This window comes from Ruegeria profundi, assembly GCF_001507545.1.
GTDB lineage: Bacteria > Pseudomonadota > Alphaproteobacteria > Rhodobacterales > Rhodobacteraceae > Ruegeria > Ruegeria profundi.
Genome location: NZ_LQBP01000015.1, coordinates 33,828 through 49,361 on the forward strand (window position 1 = coordinate 33,828; position 15,534 = coordinate 49,361).

Sequence of the window (15,534 nt, forward strand, 5' to 3'; positions counted from 1 at the left end):
CATGCCTGTAAAAACAACACATGTTGGGTCTTTGCCGCGCTCGCAAGAGGTGGTCGATTTTATCTTTGCCCGCGAACGTGAAGAGCCATTCGATCAAACCGATTTCGACGCATGCATGTCGAAAGCCGTTTCCGAGACTGTGCGCAAACAGGTTGAGGCGGGCGTGGATATCGTCAGTGATGGCGAGACGTCAAAGATTTCCTACGCCACCTATGTCAAGGATCGCTATACCGGATTTTCAGGCGACAGCCCGCGCAATGCCCCGGCTGATCTGAAGATGTTTCCCGGCTTTCTGAAACGGCTGGCCGATGACGGTGGCACACCAAAATACGCGCGGCCCCAATGCACCGGCGAGGTGCGCTCGAAAGGGCAGGGAGAGCTTGAGAAGGATATTGCCAACCTCAAGGCCGCCATGGCGCAGCACGGGGCCGAGCGCGGATTCATGAACGCGGCATCCCCAGGCGTGATTTCGCTTTTCCTGCAAAACGATTTCTACCCAACGCGTGAGGCTTATCTGGCCGCGTTGGCGGATGCGATGAAGGATGAATACGAAACCATCGTGGCCGCCGGTCTGGATATCCAGTTGGATTGTCCCGACCTTGCGCTGTCGCGCCATATGCTGTTCAATGATCTGACAGACGAGGAATTCGTCAAGATCGCCGATATGCACGTTGTGGCGCTGAACCATGCGTTGCAGAATGTACCGCAGGATCGGGTGCGGGTGCACATATGTTGGGGAAATTACGAAGGCCCGCATTGCTGCGACATTGCCATGGACAAGGTGTTCACGACGCTGATGAACACAAAGTCTCGCTATGTGTTGTTCGAAACCTCGAACCCACGCCATGCGCATGAGTGGACGGTGTTCCGTGACCGCAAGGGCGAGATTCCAGACGACAAGGTTCTGGTTCCCGGTGTCGTCGATACCACGACGAACTTTGTTGAGCATCCCGAACTGGTGGCGCAGCGGATTGAACGGTTCACCGATATCGCTGGCGCTGACCGGGTGATTGCAGGCAGTGATTGCGGCTTTGGTACCTTTGCGGGTTTTGGTGCGGTTGATCCGGATATCGCTTATGCCAAGCTGACAGCATTGTCCGAGGGCGCAAAGCTGGCCCGGGCATGACTCCGCTGGTTCTTCTACCCGGAATGATGTGCGATGCGCGGTTGTTTCAGCCGCAGATCGCCGCTTTGTCGGGTTCGCGGCCATTGATGACCTTTCCACTTGCGGCGCAGGACAGCGTGCAGGCGATGGCGGCTTACGTCTTGTCCCATGCGCCCCCGGTTTTCGCGCTGGCGGGTCTTTCCATGGGTGGCATCGTGGCGATGGAGGTGGTGCGGCAGGCACCAGAGCGGGTTGAGCGTTTGGCCCTGCTAGACACCAACCCGCTGGCCGAAAAGACGCAGGTCAAGGCGCGTCGCGGGCCGCAGATGGCTGCGGTGAAGGCGGGCCAACTGCGCCAAGTGATGCGGGATGAGATGAAGCCCAACTATCTGGCCGATGGCCCAGATCGGGATGCCATCCTTGACCTGTGCATGGCCATGGCGATGGATCTTGGCGCCGATGTATTCCTGCACCAATCCCGCGCTTTGATGGATCGCCCCGACCAGAGTGAGACTCTGAAAACCTATACCGGTCCCGCACTGGTTCTGTGTGGGCGCGAGGATGGCCTGTGCCCGGTCGAGCGGCACAGGTTGATGCATGAATTGCTGCCCAACAGCACATTGGAAATCATCGAAGAGGCCGGGCACCTGCCTACTTTGGAAAAACCCGATGATACGACAGCAGCCCTGATCCGGTGGTTGGAAGCCACATGATACGACCGTTGCGCAGGGTAGGTGCTTCTCTGCTTGCTGTATTGCACTGATCTTTGCATCAAGCGGTACCCCGCGCGAAAACCCGCAGAGATCTCATGCTCTGAGAGGTGACCGTCACCTTACAGAAGGCCCGACGCGGCGTGCACGTCGGACTTTGGATATAGCTGTTTAGGGATATGCTGGCTTCATCAGGCGCGCTGTGTGGCTTTGCGCCCGTATTTGTTGCCGCGCAGAAGCATGAATGCTGACAGCCCCAACGCCATCACCTGAAGGTCAGCGATTGTAAGCGCACCCCAGTAGAAATAAATGATGACCCCGGTAACAGCCGCCACACCTGCAAAGCCGCCAATACGGGTCAGGGCATCGCCAGCGAGCCGGAACTTACCCAGTTGCGGTCTGAACGTTTCGATTACACCACCCACGATCAGTGCGGCAGCGCCAAGTATTTCCGCAAATGCGGCAAGGATGTACAATGCAGCCGGTACGCCAAAATCCCCCGGTGACGTGAACACGGACGGAAACTTTTGTTGGCCGTAATAGAACAGTAGCCCCGCAAGTGGGATGCGGATTGTCCAGTGCGCGATGCGATCACTCCAATCGAAGCCGGGCACACGGCCCTTGCGCCGCCCAATCGTATAGACCACTTGTGCAAGTCCCTGACGTTTCGATGAGTTTGAGTTTACCGTCATGTCGCTCGGCATGTCATTCCTTCCTTACGTTGCTGATAACTGTTTTGGGTTCTCCGTCCATCGTGCAGCAGGACCTGTGCGTCCCGCTGCCATTTGTGCCATTTCTTTAGCTGCTTTGATCAGTGCTGCTTTCGTCGGTGGTGATCAAAGACTTTGCTTCTTCCACCAGTGCCTCAAGCTTATCACCACCTTTTCCGGGCACGCGTGCGTTCAGGATGTCATCGGCATTTGACAGGTCATCCCCGACTACAACCAATGCGACCATACCCATGGCCTGATGCGGCAAGCACACAACAGCAGTAAGGCCGGTTTCTGTTACTTCGTACTCAATTGCCTGGTTCACGCGTCCTCGGAACGGTTCCTGTCCTTCGGGAAGCGCGTCTTTTACGGATTGAGCGTTGTGTGACTTGTCAGTTGGAACGAAACGGATAATGTCACCGACTTCGGCACGGATCAGTTCCTGGCTGAAGACCATTCGGTCTCCGTCCTCGTTCTTGTTCAACATCTCGATCTCGATGATGTCAGCAAGCGCAGGTGCGGCAGATGCCACACTGAGTGCGATAGCGAGCAATGTCGTTTTCATAGCAGTCTCCCGATTATTGATCTGACAGCAGATAGCGAGCGCTGTTGAGAAGTCCGGTGAGGAACCGAAAATAGCGACGGTTTAGCGCACCACGGGTGTCGTGCGCATGCGGGCCGGCATTGATCGGGCCCTTTTCCCGAATGCTAGATTGAAGGCTGCAGAATACGCCCGGTTTGGCCGATGCTGTTCACGCATCGAACCAGTCTGACGTTCCTAGTCAGTGATCCGCCGAACCGTACGTGATGCGTTTTCAAACGCTTTTGCAGCGTGGAGAAGCCTTCTTGCGGCTTGTCCCGGAAATCCTTCTTCCTCGCCCTCGTCGAATACCGCGTAGGCAGCATATGCAAATCGGGGCGCTTCCTCGATCAGGCTTAACCAGCCTTCACTCAGTGCCGGTTCAACAACACGTCGCGGAAAATAACCGGCCGAGGGCACAGACCTCAGGTACTGCAGGCCAAGCGTGCCGATCCCCAATTGCAGGCGTGGCGCATCAAGTTCGGGAAAATTCAGCAAATGGTCAGCCCGGAATTCCGGACCCCAATCTATCAGAACGTATGCTTCACCCAGTTCGGTGGGCAGTGCATGTGGTCCACTACTCACCAGGACAAACTCATCCTGAAAAAGTTGAAGGGCAGAGAGGCCGGAGGCTTTGCGCGGGCGGTACATGATAGCAAGATCAAGGCCGCCCTCTGCAATTTCGCGTGAAAGGGTTTGAGGGGATGCAGCCGATGCCCGTATCGCGACATCTGGCAGTGCTGCCATTAGATCGGGTAAGGCATCGATAAGGTACCCGTCCCAAAGGCTAGGAGCGGCCCCGATTTCTAGCGCGGCGGCCATTGTCACGGGTAGGCCCGCATCCAGTTTTGCCTGCGTCCAGGTACGCACAAGGACCTGAGCATGTTTCATAAAATGCCGCCCTGCCGGTGTTAGGGTTGCGCCCGATTTGCCACGTTCGAATACCGCTTGTCCCAGCTGTTGCTCGAGCGTTCGAATGCGCATACTGACCGTCGATTGCGTGACATGCACCTTGTTTGCCGCATCAAAAAAGGTGCCTGTTTCAACAACGGCCAGAAATGTTCGGGCAAGCTCTATATCCACGGTTCACCTATTTGAATATCCGATATTATCGACGACATAAATTCGTTATTCAATACGATACGACTGTGTCATAGTGCCGGCGTAGCGCAAAAGTGCCCCCACCAGATCGGAACACCAATCAACGGAGTTCATTTTGTAGTGGAGATCCCGACCTGCGGAGCCGTTGCAACCTGAACACCCTGTGATGCACTGACACCAGCGCGCTACACCAACCCTGAAACGGGCAAGCTGCCCATGTTTCCCGGAGACCAAAAATGGGTCGAGTTTCAATTGTTATCTGCTCTCACCGCTGTTCGCGCTGCCTGCGTTCGCCGTACCTGCCGATCCCGATATGGATGGCGACGGGCTTGCCTCTTTGGCAGAGCTGCAGACGAAGTATCCTCAGATAACCGAGGATATTTTCCTTGATATAGACGCGAATGCGGATGGTTTCATCAACGAAGTCGAATTGCTGGTCGCCGTTGAGACCGACCTTCTGCCCGCGTTCATCACCGATCAGTAAGCCAGGGGCGATCAAGCTATGAGAAAGCCAATCCCACCCTACAGGTGGATGCTTGCAGCGTTGGGTATCTGGTTGGTCATGTCTCCATTTCTTCTGTTCAGCCAAGAGGTTCTGCTACGGGGTTTGGCTGATCGGGAAATGCTTGTTTTCATGATCTTCGGTTTTGGCATCCTGCTCATGTGCAGCAGAGCTACCCAAGGCCACCTTTTCATGCGGGTGGCTCCGGTCGTGGCGACAGGGGGTGTTTTGATTGCTGTGCCAACGGTGCTGGGTTTCACCGGACACCATGTGGCTGCGGCCAATGCGTGGGTGTCCGGTTCGGTTTTGATTGCGCTTGCCGCGTGGGAGGCGTTGGTGAGCCAAAAACAGTACACGATCGTTTAGAATGACACGGGGCGCGGGATGTCGTCCCGTGTTATTCAGAAATGGTGCCATGAACCGAGAACTCTCAAATGAGGCATAGCCATGTCCATCGCCAGCATAGTTGACGCGCAGAAATTCAAGCGTCGCCCCTTCTGTGATACCGACACAACCGTTTTTGATGCAGCCGTGACGATGGCCCTTCTCGAAGTCAACGCGTTGGCTGTTATTGAGGATGGGCAACTGGCCGGAATTATCACGGATCATGATATCCTTCTGTGCCTTGCGGATTCCGGCTCGTCCTTTTACGAGCAAACCGTAAATGATTGGATGACCGAAAACCCGGTTGCCTGTCCGACTGGCGCTAAGCTGTCCACCGCTCTGAACCTGATGGCCAAGCACGAGGTCCGCAATCTTGTGATTACGCAGCGCGGCGATCCGTTAACTGTGGTGAGCAGCAAGGAAATCCTTGCGCGCATCCATGAAGAGGATGAGCTTGAACTGGCGGTGCTCAGGGGCATGGCTCGCAAACCCTCGGATCGGCCAAACGCCTGAAGCCAAAGCGATACGCAATTGTTAGTGAAGGTCAGTGAACGACCCGTTGACCAGTTTCAGCTTTTGAGAAAGCAGTTTGCAAAGGTCAGGCAAAACGTTTTGCCTTAGTCATCCGTGACACGGAACTCACCTGACGCTGCATCAGTCGGAGGTTCATCAAACTCCTGCGAGATGAGCCCCCTGCGGATAAGCTCGCGGATTGCGGCCGCTCTGGATGGCAGGCGGTTTTCAAACCGCCAGTCATCGATCGCTTTCAGCTCTTCCAAGTCTAGCATCAGCTGGAGTTTTTCAGTTCTTTTCGGCGGCCTGGATTGGTCAGACACTGAAACACCCTCAATTACATACGTCACTTACTCCAAATATGTATGACAGGGCATCTCCATTTCTACAACCGCATGCGTCAGCGCTGTTCGACACCTTGTTCATGGCGCCTCATGAACCTGGGTGGCTGATGGCGTATACGTCTGTTAAGCATATGTTTTTATTTGATTTTAATAGTATCCACATCCATGTTGACGACAGCTGGTCAACAAAAAGGATTGAATATGACGTATCAAGTTCTGAAACCCGAAGCGCAAGACCAAACCCATGATACGGGCATCGGCAAAAACACTTGGATCGCCAATGCCGTCACTGAAGTGCTGGCCGACAGCATGCTGCTGATGGTGAAAACCCAAGGGTGCCATTGGAATGTCGTAGGTCCGCTGTTTTTACCGATACATGAGCTGACCGAGCGCCAGTACCGTGATCTTTTTGAGGCTGTTGATGACTTGGCGGAACGTATCCGCGCGTTGGGTCATGTTGCGCCGATTTCATTCACTGACATGATAAGCCAAGCGACGCTGGCGGAAGAAGAGACCGTCAAAGACGCTCATGGTATGATCAAACAACTGATTGCAGATAACGAAACAATCGTGCGCAACCTGCGAGAAACGGCGGCGCTTGCGTCTCGACACGGCGATGGAGCGACCGAAGACCTGATGAATGCACGCATGGTCAAACACGAAGAGGCGGTTTGGATGCTAAAAGCTGTTGTGGCATCCTGACGTTGCGCCGTTGGGTACAAAGAAATTGCTCGCAATCCAGCTGGTTAGAACCCAAGCAACTTCATAGTTGAAAAGCTATCTAGATCGCGCGCACGACGGTCTCTCACCGCCTTTTAAGCGGTGAGAAGACCACCTAGGCACTATTTGTCGGCAGTTTCAGGTCCTGCCTTTCATTGACCTGGTGCCGCATTTGCAAAGGTCAGACTGAGAATAGGACATTCACGGACTTCCGACGTATACCTCCGCACTTTGCACTTTGGCCCCTACAACGCATCAAAATGGGAGATCCTTCTGGCTCATCGCGTATCATTCAGAGCGCTTTGCCACCAGCGTTTTTAGTTGCTTCTTTCCAGCTTCTGACTCACCGCAATCTTGCTGATGTCATGAGGCGTCGGTTGATCGACACAGTGAAAATACAAGAGTATTTTTTCAAAGTTTAAACATTGCCAACAGGTGCCCTTTGGAACGTTTTCATGTTTCTCAACGGCCCGTTGCCCGTTAATCTGCACAGCATGGTCCGACATCTTTTTCCCATCTCATCCTTGCTTTTTGGATCGGGTCTTCTTTTGTTCGCGGGTGGCGTGCACGGCCTCATCCTCCCGGTTAGGGGATCAATGGAGGGCTTTTCCCCAAGCGCTCTTGGTCTTTTGGGAACGGGATGGGCCATCGGCTATGTTGGCGGATGTCTTGTCGTCCCAAGGCTGGTCGGGGCCGTCGGTCATATACGCACCTTTGGTGTAATGTGCGCGCTGGCTGCAGTAACGATCCTGTTTCAAGCCATATTCATCAACGCATGGGCATGGATACCGACCCGCGCAATTTCTGGATTTTGTTTTGCCGGCGCCGCGATGATCGTTGAATCGTGGTTGAATGACCGGGTTGCGCCGAACAACCGCGGAACGATTTTCGGCGTGTATACGATGGTGAATTTAGGGGCAGTTACAGCCGGACAAATGGCTATTTCCCTAGGCGACGCAACGGGATTTGTCTTTTTTGCGATCGGAGCAATCGTGTATTGCCTGGCTCTTATTCCAACCGCCTTGTCCACCTCGGCTTCGCCCGCACCGCTGACATCCGTAAGGCTAGACCTGCCCGCGCTGTGGCGAAACTCACCCGTTGCGGTCGCAGCGGTTTTTCTTGTCGGGATTTCGAATGCGGCTTTCGGCACGTTGGCTGCCGTCTATGCAGACCGCGTGGGTCTGTCGCTTACTGCCATTGCGTTGTTTGCGAGTATCCCGGTTCTGGCCGGAGCCCTGGCTCAGTTGCCAATCGGATTTATCAGCGACCGCATGGACCGACGGAAGGTCCTGCTTTTCACGGCTGTACTGGCCCTTGCATCCGATTTGGCATTCGTCATCCTGGTACCGGAGTCCCGGTTCATGAACCTTGTTCTTGTCGGCGCGTTTGGTGCAGCGATTTTTGCGATGTACCCGGTTATCGTCGCCCACGCGAATGACCATGCGCCTGCGGGCACCTCGATCCAGGTTTCAGGTGGTTTGCTGATGGTTTTTGGCCTGGGTTCGATTATTGGCCCGTTGATCGCTGGTGTGGCCATGGCTGGCGTTGGGCCGCAGGGGCTGTTCATGACGACGGTTGCCGCGCATTGCCTGATGATCGCGTTCACTATCTGGCGCATCTTTGCCAAATCCGCCGTGCCTGAGAGTGAGAAAACAGCGTTTCGTGTCAGCGCTCCGGCCCGTGGCGTCACGCCCGAGACCGCCGTCCTTGCCGTTGGCGAGGACGAGGCAGCGTCTTTAGCTGAGGCAGAGAGTGAACCGACCCGCGCCAGATAAAAGTAAGATGGCCGGGAATCCGGGTTTAAGACCCAGATGAGAAGGTTAGCGCCTTGTTGGCTGCGTTGGTTCAGTCTCGAAACAGTGCGGCTGCTGTAGGCTACGCGAAGCGAATTTCGGAAATTGAACTGGAAAAGCGAAACTCAATCAATGTGCGGATCAGCGCCGAATACTAGATCGCACTCTGGATGAAGTGTTCGGGTTCTCAATACTATTCTGCAAGACCCTGTGATATTTAGATAAATTGAGAGTTGGCTACAAAAAACGAGCCCACATAAAGTTCGTTTTTAGCAAATTTCTTGAATTCATTAGAAGTAAAGGAGTTTGAATTCCGTAACTCACCAATCCATTCAGACTTTTAGAACTTGCTCAAAGATCGAACGGAAATTTGGTGCCCAGGAGAGGCACTGAACACTTTATCTCAATGCCTCATAGTGCATCAGTGATGATATTTTTATCAAATAATATCAGAGGTATTAGAGCGTGTACCCCTCATTATGCCTCACAAGGCGTCTTGATACCGCAGAAAAAACAGGGGATAAAACGGGGGATATAAGTTGCTGTGAGGGGATATGGCCGGATCACTATACAAACTGAGCGCCGCGAAAGTTCGGTCTGCCGGACCCGGCAAGCATAGTGACGGCGGCGGCCTGTACCTGTATCGGCTGGCGTCTGGTGACCAGTGGGTGTTTAGGTTCACTATCTCAGGCAAACGCAAGGAAATGGGTTTGGGAGGATTCCCCAGCGTTACACTGGCCCAGGCGCGTGAAATGGCTGACGCCCATCGCGGGATCGTCAAGCGCGGTGGCAACCCGATTGAGGTTCGCAACGCTGAGAAGGCGCAGGCGGCAGCGGATCAGGTGGCCAACGACCCCAAGGCCCGCGAAAAACGCCTGTTGAAGAACATCGCGCCACAGGCGTTTGAAGCCCGCAAGGCCCAGCTTAAAGGTGATGGGGAGGCAGGACGCTGGTATAGCCCGATTAAGACACACATACTCCCAGCACTGGGCGAAAAGCCGGTTGAGGATATCACCGGCACTGTTATAGCCGACGCACTCCGCCCGATTTGGCACACCAAGACAGACGTGGCCAGAAAAGCAATAACCCGGCTCAAAGCCTGCCTGAGTTACGCCAGCGCCCAGAAATACGAGATTGACCGCCACGCCATCGAGGACGCCCGCGAACTGCTGGGTAAGCAGGTCCACAAGGCTAAGAACATCCCATCGATGGACTGGCGGGATATCCCTGCTTTCTATCAGAGCCTCGAAGGCGGCGGCATCGTTCATCTCGCCCTGCAACTTCTAATCCTGACCGGATTACGGTCCAAGCCTATCCGGTTTGCACATGTGGATCAGATAAAGGGCAACATCTGGACGGTACCCGCAGAACTGGTGAAGGGGCCACGCGGTAAGACCGACGATTTCCGAGTACCCCTGTCAAAAGAGGCGCAGTGGATCGTGGAAAAGGCCATCGAAACCGCCCGTGATGGATATTTATTCCCCGGTGTCCGAAAAGGAGTCATCAGTGACGCCAGTATGGCGCGCCATATGGAGCGTTTAAAACTTGATGCACGACCTCACGGGTTTCGGGCTAGCTTTAGGACTTGGGCCGATGAGGCAACCAATACAGACTATGAAATCAAGGAAACCGCGATAGGCCACAAGGTCGGATCAACCGTTTCACGGGCCTACCAGAGATCCGACTACTTTGATGAACGCTTGTTACTGGTTGAGCGCTGGGCGGCACATGTGACCGGCAAAGAGGCCAAGGTTGTTCTGATTCGAGGTACAGGGAATGCGTGATTCCGGTTCATTTATCCACAACTTATACATAGAGCTATCCGGAATTAGTCCCCGCAAACGTACGTATACTTATCCCCGCACGGTCAATCGCATAGAAGGTGCATCAAGATGTTGCGGTGCTTATGTGGTGGCTCTACTATGAGTAGACCACTTATTACGGGTCATGATGGCTCATGAGTGTAAATACCCGCAGAGGGACGCCATCCTCTCCTACAATTCCGGCGTCCCATCTACTCAAACCGAAACCAACGAGTAGAAGGCCCGGAATAAAATGCACTCAGGAAGACAAACGGATTACGCCGTCAGTTAAATTCGGTTGGTCCGTAATAGTCTCCCGCATGCGACAAACAACTTTCGTCACATTCCACACTATATGGAACCTGTCGTGACAAACGCAACAGCTAAAGTTTCGCATTTAGCGAACGGTTTGAGCGTGCTTCGCTGACAGGTTAGCCACCCGGAATGTAGTTAAATCTATCCGAGCCTTCTGCCAGTTAAGAGGTATCTCATATGGCAGAACCTAACACTAAATCCAAAAACCTGATCCGTCTCACAGACGCTATTCAGCGGTATTCACTAAGTCGGTCCACCTTTGACCGTGCGGTTAAAAGGGGTGCGATTACCAAGCACACCGTTGGTCGTGCCGCGTTCGTGGACACGCATCAAATTGATGCCTGGATCACGGGCGAAACTCAGAGCGTTTAAACGAAAACCCGCGCCAATGGGACGACATTGGGCACGGGCGATTTCGTTTTCACATTATAGCAAGTCTGTATGCGGAATTTATCGTGTTTCGTCCCTTCGCGCAAGCGAGGACAGAGTACATGACAATAGTAAGAAACTACAACTCAAAGCGGGCCGAATCAAGAAAACCAAACGAGCGCCGGTATTACTGGTCGCCCCTAAGCCAATCAGTCGAACGGGTGATCGTACGGAAAGGACAGATCGAGCATGGCTGATTTCTCCTACTCCACACCGCGCAACAAAAGTCACAACAAGGGGCCTGTAACTGGCCCAATTACCCGAGCCGATCATCGGGAAACCGCTGAGAACTATAGCGGAGAGCTGTTTCGCCATGGTGTCTACCGCGTCGCCGTCTGCAGGGATGGCATCCAATGGCTGTTTCAGCGGCAGAGACCCCAGTTTCCGGCCGGGGGAGCGGCCTGGGACACACTCGGGTACTGTGTGTCCAAATCTGGCCTGACCCGACTCGTCCGGGCGCATATCGGCTGTAACATAACCGAACTGGATGTATTGTCCGCGCATTTCCAGCGGAGGTGTTGCGATGAGTAGGCGTCGATCTCCCAAGGGTAAAAGGTCGGATGAGGGCCAATACGTTAAGCTGCCCTATGCGATCCTGAAATCCCCGGCGTGGCGTGCCCTGTCTGGACCTGCAGTGAAGCTCTGGCTGGAGCTTCACACCCGCTACAACGGTGGCAACAACGGCAAGGTGTTTCTGTCGATGAACGAAGCGGCAGATATCCTGGGCTTGGGCAAGGCCACGGTTCAGCGCGCGTTCGAGGATCTGCAGCACAAAGGCTTCCTAGTGCTGGAGCAGGAAGGAAACTGGTATCACCGTCGCGCCCACGAATGGCGGTTGACGACCAAGGCGACGCAAACCCGATCCGGCAAGAAAGCCGCCACCAACGACTGGCGGTTCTGGCAGTCCAAAAAAATAAAACGCGGTTCTGAGACGGACCCGTCAGCATCTTCTGTGGTTCCGTTTGAGAACCCAAAGACCATCCTTGGTTCCAAATCAGAACCCGTCAGGCCGATTTCTCGTCGGTCCTTCGGTTCTGAATCGGAACACTAATACTAACCACTCCCTGCTACGAGAGGCGGACATGAGCAAAGCACATAATGACAGTGACAACGAATTGCAGCCCAGACACCAAGAACTCACCGAGGCGGAAACAACCGCCGTTTTGGCTGTACAAGAAAAGTACCAAAACCAGGTACGAGCACCCGATCTGAAATTCGAATTCGATGAGGAGAAGCGAAACCTGACAGTCGGACATCAGGATAAGGAACCATCCGACGCTACTGCTTTGGCAATGCACGAGCTTGGTACAGTCGATACGAGGTTCTTCGAAGGTGTACTGGAACAAGTGGCCGCTCTCGGAAAACAGGGTAGCCCAATTTCCGAGGCGTCCTCGAACTTTGTTTTGTCCGTCGTAAGAGGTGTGCAGCCACAGGACGAAATCGAAACAATGCTCGCGATACAGATGGGGGCGATCCATCAGGCTACGATGATGATGGCGCGCAGGCTCAATCACGTTGAAACCATTCAGCAACAGGATGCGGCGGAACGGGCGCTAAACAAGCTAGCGAGAACGTTCACAGGCCAGGTTGAGACACTGAAAAAGTATAGGTCAAAGGCAGATCAGACAGTTCGGGTCGAGCGCGTTGAGGTTAAGGAAGGTGGTCAGGCTATAGTCGGCAATGTCCACAACGGGGGGCGGGGTGGTGTCAAAAAGTGACGACAACCTCATGGACCCAACAAAACGGCTCAGAGATGCGCCGAGATGTACTGCCACAGCGAAGTCCACGGGCCGACGATGCAAAGCACCGGCGGTTCGAGGTTGGTGTGTTTGCCGAGTTCATGGTGCAGGCGGTGGACACGCTGCTGGACCGAGCCATCCATCATGGAAGCATGGAAAACGATCGCGAGAGACCGAAGAATCACGTAAGGCCGTCAACGACCTGATCCGAGCAGACAAAATACTGCAGAAATTGATCCATTGATTGGGTACTGCCTGATAACGTGCGATGCTGTCATTCACGGCTGAAAGTTCTTTTTTCTGTGACGAACGAGCGCTCAGCGGCACTTACCAGTCACTTGAGAAAAATGCTCGGATGACCGAGTCGAGCCCGAAGCCGCCACCGCAATGCGGCTTAAACGCTGCGAGCGCATTCGGCCGCAGGCAGCCCATAGAAGACCTTCATTGCTGGGTTCTGCATAAGCTGAGACCTGCTAAAACTGGCCATCCAAGACCTCACCGTGGATAGCGAGCTAAGCAAGAGCAACGACGCCCGTAGAATGTTAACTAGGCAGCACGAGCGGCGACGCAAAATGTGTTATTGATTGATGGCGACTTCGTTGCAGAAGATCAGAGGTTACAGTGACTGCCGATTTAGAAAATGTGAGGGCCGAAGTTGCGATTTTGCGCGAACGCGAAACGGCGATCCGTGACATTCTGCACTTGATTAGCGCCTCTCGGACTGATCCTACGCCTGTATTCGAAACGATCATAAAAAATGCAGCAGGCCTTGCAAACGCGCCTTCGGCCAATCTGGTCGTCCTCAATGATGACCGTAGTTATTGGACGTTAGAAGCGCACTATGGAGAAGGATTGCGTCATTTAAGCGTAGGGCAGACAACCCGTTTTTCGGACAGTAACTTGGTCCCGGCCCAATCGATGCGGGCGGCCTCTGTCGTCGAGGTTGAAGATTTGGTGGACACGGAACTTTACCGGCAAGGTGACCCTGGCCGGGTCGCGATGGTTGAAATGGAAGGCATGCGGACCATCGTGGGTGTTCCACTTATTCTAAATGGCAAAGCAATTGGTTGCATCACGCTTTTTCGACGCGAAGTTAATGCCTTTACCACCGATGAAATTGAGTTAGTGGAAACCTTTGCTGCACAAGCCGTCATCGCCATTGAGAATGTGCGGCAATTTAGGGAGATCCAATCGCGGCTTGAGCGCGAAGCGGCCACTGGAGAGGTCTTGAGCGTCATCAGTCAAAGCCGTTCGGACGCACAGCCGGTCTTTAGCGCGATATTGGAAAACGCAGCGCGACTTTGCTCAGCGCCGCACGCAATTCTGCTTTTACGTGACCAGAATGACGAACATCTCGTGGTCGCAGCGAACAATGCAGCGCAATCAGCGTTTATTGATCACCTCAGGAAGACGCCGCATCGGCTTGACAATGAAGCAAGCTATGCTGTGCGTGCGGTAAAGGAAAAGCGAGTTCTACATATTCCAGATCTTCGCGAGGCCAAATCCTTGTCCGAACATGTCCCCCAAATCAAAGTAGCCTTGGATCTCGAAGGAATGCGCACAGTTTTGCAAGTGCCACTGCACCAAGAAAATAAGGCGATAGGGGTCATTGCGCTCTATAAGCTCGAAGTCGCGCCATTTACCGATGATCAGATCAAGCTCGTTGAAACCTTCGCTGCCCAAGCGGTGATTGCAATCGAAAACACCAACCAATTTAGAAACCTAGAGGCTTTGAACGCAGAATTGGGCGAGCGCGTCGATCAACAAGTCGAAGAGATCGAGCGCATGGGCCGATTGAAACGCTTTCTTCCCTCTGCTGTCGCCGATGCTGTCGTGACTTCTGGCGACGAAAGTCTGCTCACTTCGCATCGTGCGCTTGTTGCGACCCTTTTCTGTGATCTGCGTGGGTTCACAGCCTTTTGTGAAAGCGCTGAGCCTGAAGAAACCATCGACGTTCTTCAGACCTACCATCAGGAGATGTCCATGTTGATCGACGAGTATGGCGGTGGTGTAGATCAGCGGGCCGGCGATGGGATAATGGTTATTTTTAACGATCCAATCACTGTTGATGATCCGGCAGGCGACGCAGTGCGTTTAGCCGTGGCAATGCGCCGAAAGATGCGAAGACTTTGCGCCGACTGGAAGAAACTGGGCCACCGGCTTGGCTTCGGCATCGGGATCTCTTACGGCTATGCCACGGTCGGTATCGTCGGCTCCGAAGGCCGCTTCGACTACACTGCCTCCGGGACGTCGATCAACACAGCTGCACGGCTTTGCGACATGGCGGACAACGATGAGATCCTTGTTTCCCCTCGAACCTGGGCTGCAATTGAAGGTGAGTTTGAAGCAGAAAGCCGGGGAGAGGCAAAGATCAAGGGCATTAGGGAGCCGGTCGAAATCTATGCCGTGGTCGCTGAGTAGTATGAAATGGCTGATAGAGTCGATATTTCGATCTTTGCAAAGTCTGCTTTCTGCGCAGTCCCGAAATTCGGATCTGACCTGGTTGCAGGTGCAGCGAGCAACGGCTTCGTCCCGCATCTCGGGCCTTCGCCGAATTTTTCTGAACGTCCGGTGCCAACGAAAGCGGTCGTTGCAAGTCGCTGATCAGCGCCTTTGTTGGCTAATGTCTGCTTACCCGTCTTAAGCAGACCTTCTTCGAAAAATGGTCTAGGTCCGAGTTGCGGACGAGGACGAAACCGCTCTCGCGGTATTGGCGCTGGTGGCGTTCGCTGGGCACTGATTGGGGCACAGAGATTTTGTAGATGGGCGCGTCTGCCTGACGATTGG

The 15,534-nt window shown here is 54.1% G+C and carries 16 protein-coding genes; 11 read left to right on the forward strand and 5 right to left on the reverse strand.

Features of this window, described 5'->3' with window-relative positions; all coding sequences use genetic code 11:
* Position 1: 1 nt before the first annotated feature.
* Positions 2 to 1,126 (forward strand): cobalamin-independent methionine synthase II family protein, encoded by a 1,125-nt coding sequence (locus AVO44_RS19575; RefSeq protein WP_068340885.1) that lies wholly within the window; start codon positions 2 to 4, stop codon positions 1,124 to 1,126.
* On the forward strand, positions 1,123 to 1,818 hold the full coding sequence (locus AVO44_RS19580; protein ID WP_068340886.1) for an alpha/beta fold hydrolase: 696 nt from the start codon (positions 1,123 to 1,125) through the stop codon (positions 1,816 to 1,818). The genes AVO44_RS19575 and AVO44_RS19580 overlap by 4 nt, the downstream gene beginning before the upstream one ends.
* Positions 1,819 to 2,006: 188 nt before the next feature.
* Here AVO44_RS19580 and AVO44_RS19585 read toward each other — a convergent pair whose 3' ends face one another.
* From AVO44_RS19585 to AVO44_RS21400, 4 genes are all read right to left on the reverse strand, one after another.
* Positions 2,007 to 2,519 carry a hypothetical protein gene (locus tag AVO44_RS19585; protein WP_068340889.1) on the reverse strand — a complete coding sequence of 171 codons (513 nt, stop codon included), beginning with the start codon at positions 2,517 to 2,519 and terminating at the stop codon, positions 2,007 to 2,009.
* A 94-nt stretch (positions 2,520 to 2,613) separates the two neighbouring features.
* Positions 2,614 to 3,090, reverse strand: coding sequence for a pseudoazurin (locus AVO44_RS19590; RefSeq protein WP_068340892.1), 477 nt, complete (start codon positions 3,088 to 3,090; stop codon positions 2,614 to 2,616).
* Between the two features lie 213 nt (positions 3,091 to 3,303).
* On the reverse strand, positions 3,304 to 4,188 hold the full coding sequence (locus tag AVO44_RS19595; protein WP_068340893.1) for a LysR family transcriptional regulator: 885 nt from the start codon (positions 4,186 to 4,188) through the stop codon (positions 3,304 to 3,306).
* A gap of 283 nt (positions 4,189 to 4,471) precedes the next feature.
* A complete protein-coding gene (locus AVO44_RS21400; protein WP_169794888.1) occupies positions 4,472 to 4,705 on the reverse strand; it encodes a hypothetical protein in 234 nt (77 codons plus the stop codon).
* Positions 4,706 to 4,708: 3 nt separating this feature from the next.
* Here AVO44_RS21400 and AVO44_RS19600 point away from each other — a divergent pair, with 3 nt between their 5' ends.
* On the forward strand, positions 4,709 to 5,074 hold the full coding sequence (locus AVO44_RS19600; RefSeq protein ID WP_157770058.1) for a hypothetical protein: 366 nt from the start codon (positions 4,709 to 4,711) through the stop codon (positions 5,072 to 5,074).
* A gap of 81 nt (positions 5,075 to 5,155) precedes the next feature.
* On the forward strand, positions 5,156 to 5,605 hold the full coding sequence (locus tag AVO44_RS19605; RefSeq protein ID WP_068340899.1) for a CBS domain-containing protein: 450 nt from the start codon (positions 5,156 to 5,158) through the stop codon (positions 5,603 to 5,605).
* Positions 5,606 to 5,709: 104 nt separating this feature from the next.
* Here AVO44_RS19605 and AVO44_RS21405 read toward each other — a convergent pair whose 3' ends face one another.
* The gene (locus AVO44_RS21405; RefSeq protein ID WP_169794889.1) at positions 5,710 to 5,880 is read right to left on the reverse strand and encodes a hypothetical protein; all 171 of its coding nucleotides are present in this window, start codon (positions 5,878 to 5,880) and stop codon (positions 5,710 to 5,712) included.
* Between the two features lie 270 nt (positions 5,881 to 6,150).
* Here AVO44_RS21405 and AVO44_RS19610 point away from each other — a divergent pair, with 270 nt between their 5' ends.
* The 7 genes from AVO44_RS19610 (at position 6,151) to AVO44_RS19645 (ending at position 15,168) form a co-directional block, all read left to right on the forward strand.
* The gene (locus tag AVO44_RS19610) at positions 6,151 to 6,651 is read left to right on the forward strand and encodes a Dps family protein (RefSeq protein ID WP_157770059.1); all 501 of its coding nucleotides are present in this window, start codon (positions 6,151 to 6,153) and stop codon (positions 6,649 to 6,651) included.
* Positions 6,652 to 7,163: 512 nt separating this feature from the next.
* The gene (locus tag AVO44_RS19615; protein WP_068340923.1) at positions 7,164 to 8,444 is read left to right on the forward strand and encodes an MFS transporter; all 1,281 of its coding nucleotides are present in this window, start codon (positions 7,164 to 7,166) and stop codon (positions 8,442 to 8,444) included.
* 572 nt (positions 8,445 to 9,016) lie between these two features.
* Complete coding sequence (locus AVO44_RS19620) at positions 9,017 to 10,246, forward strand: tyrosine-type recombinase/integrase (protein WP_068340905.1); 1,230 nt, start codon at positions 9,017 to 9,019, stop codon at positions 10,244 to 10,246.
* Positions 10,247 to 11,531: 1,285 nt separating this feature from the next.
* Entirely contained in the window at positions 11,532 to 12,059 is a 528-nt protein-coding gene (locus AVO44_RS19630) for a helix-turn-helix domain-containing protein (RefSeq protein ID WP_068340911.1), read from the forward strand.
* A gap of 31 nt (positions 12,060 to 12,090) precedes the next feature.
* Complete coding sequence (locus AVO44_RS19635; RefSeq protein ID WP_068340913.1) at positions 12,091 to 12,726, forward strand: hypothetical protein; 636 nt, start codon at positions 12,091 to 12,093, stop codon at positions 12,724 to 12,726.
* 35 nt (positions 12,727 to 12,761) lie between these two features.
* Positions 12,762 to 12,953 carry a hypothetical protein gene (locus AVO44_RS21410; RefSeq protein WP_169794890.1) on the forward strand — a complete coding sequence of 64 codons (192 nt, stop codon included), beginning with the start codon at positions 12,762 to 12,764 and terminating at the stop codon, positions 12,951 to 12,953.
* A gap of 415 nt (positions 12,954 to 13,368) precedes the next feature.
* Complete coding sequence (locus AVO44_RS19645; RefSeq protein WP_068340921.1) at positions 13,369 to 15,168, forward strand: GAF domain-containing protein; 1,800 nt, start codon at positions 13,369 to 13,371, stop codon at positions 15,166 to 15,168.
* Positions 15,169 to 15,534 lie beyond the last annotated feature (366 nt).

What these genes read in the sequence shown, in the direction of transcription:
- AVO44_RS19575 (WP_068340885.1), top strand. Translation starts at nt 2, where the DNA reads ATGCCTGTAAAAACAACACATGTTGGGTCTTTGCCGCGCTCGCAAGAG.
- AVO44_RS19580 (WP_068340886.1), top strand. Translation starts at nt 1,123, where the DNA reads ATGACTCCGCTGGTTCTTCTACCCGGAATGATGTGCGATGCGCGGTTG.
- AVO44_RS19585 (WP_068340889.1), bottom strand. Translation starts at nt 2,519, where the DNA reads ATGCCGAGCGACATGACGGTAAACTCAAACTCATCGAAACGTCAGGGA.
- AVO44_RS19590 (WP_068340892.1), bottom strand. Translation starts at nt 3,090, where the DNA reads ATGAAAACGACATTGCTCGCTATCGCACTCAGTGTGGCATCTGCCGCA.
- AVO44_RS19600 (WP_157770058.1), top strand. Translation starts at nt 4,709, where the DNA reads ATGAGAAAGCCAATCCCACCCTACAGGTGGATGCTTGCAGCGTTGGGT.
- AVO44_RS19605 (WP_068340899.1), top strand. Translation starts at nt 5,156, where the DNA reads ATGTCCATCGCCAGCATAGTTGACGCGCAGAAATTCAAGCGTCGCCCC.
- AVO44_RS21405 (WP_169794889.1), bottom strand. Translation starts at nt 5,880, where the DNA reads ATGCTAGACTTGGAAGAGCTGAAAGCGATCGATGACTGGCGGTTTGAA.
- AVO44_RS19610 (WP_157770059.1), top strand. Translation starts at nt 6,151, where the DNA reads ATGACGTATCAAGTTCTGAAACCCGAAGCGCAAGACCAAACCCATGAT.
- AVO44_RS19615 (WP_068340923.1), top strand. Translation starts at nt 7,164, where the DNA reads ATGGTCCGACATCTTTTTCCCATCTCATCCTTGCTTTTTGGATCGGGT.
- AVO44_RS19620 (WP_068340905.1), top strand. Translation starts at nt 9,017, where the DNA reads ATGGCCGGATCACTATACAAACTGAGCGCCGCGAAAGTTCGGTCTGCC.
- AVO44_RS19630 (WP_068340911.1), top strand. Translation starts at nt 11,532, where the DNA reads ATGAGTAGGCGTCGATCTCCCAAGGGTAAAAGGTCGGATGAGGGCCAA.
- AVO44_RS19635 (WP_068340913.1), top strand. Translation starts at nt 12,091, where the DNA reads ATGAGCAAAGCACATAATGACAGTGACAACGAATTGCAGCCCAGACAC.
- AVO44_RS21410 (WP_169794890.1), top strand. Translation starts at nt 12,762, where the DNA reads ATGCGCCGAGATGTACTGCCACAGCGAAGTCCACGGGCCGACGATGCA.